The 733-nt window shown below is 38.1% G+C and carries 1 pseudogene; it reads right to left on the bottom strand.

Annotation, left to right across the window (positions count from 1 at the left end):
* A pseudogene (locus ACFIL3_RS10790) lies at positions 1-546 on the bottom strand (Ti-type conjugative transfer system protein TraG); the annotation flags it as partial.
* Positions 547-733 lie beyond the last annotated feature (187 nt).

Below are 733 nucleotides of genomic sequence, written 5' to 3'. Positions count from 1 at the left end.
GACACGGTATCTTTCACCCACAACAATTTGCCCATTGGCAGGAAAGATTTTTGCTGCCTCTCTTAAATTCATCCAAGAGGCCTCACCAAAAACACCTTTTTTTGCACGCTTGACCTTATTTTTAGGTGGAAGGGTTGTTACGAATTGAATGATGGAAAGAAAACCACCAATAATGATGCCAAAGACAACCATGGGGTCCATGAATTGAAGCGCATAGCTCCACGTTATTCCTTGTTGGCCAACATAGGGACTTAAACGTTTTATTTCACCACCAATATAGTAAAGAGCGGTTGTTCCAAAAAAAACAACGGAGACAAAAGTGATTATTTTACGTAAGTGCAGTTTTTGCGACAGACTATACAACAATGAAACAGCAGCCGTTAGTGCTAAGACTAATAAAGGCTCAGAACGAAGAGTCCAATAAATTTGATCGCTCTTTAGTCCATTTGTTATTAACAGTAAAAAATGAGGGACAAGGAATATCGTTAAAGCACCTAAAGCGATCGGTATTAAAATAAGTACCATTTGTGTTTTGGTATATTTCATTGTATTTTACTTTCAATTCTGTCAGAATATGTTACGAAATGCTCTTTTTCAGGTGTGTGATATGAACTCTCATCTCTTTTTCAAAGGTGCAGATAACACCAAACAGTTTCCGTTTATGAGCCTTTCTCATTAAGGAGGAAGGTTTTGTCTATTCTTAGCAGGCCATAGCGAATGCTTTGGAACGGTG

This window comes from Bartonella sp. CE47NXGY, from assembly GCF_042195415.1.
Classification (GTDB): Bacteria; Pseudomonadota; Alphaproteobacteria; order Rhizobiales; family Rhizobiaceae; genus Bartonella.
The sequence above is the reverse complement of the archived record's forward strand: the minus strand, read 5'-3'. Positions and strand labels throughout refer to the sequence as shown.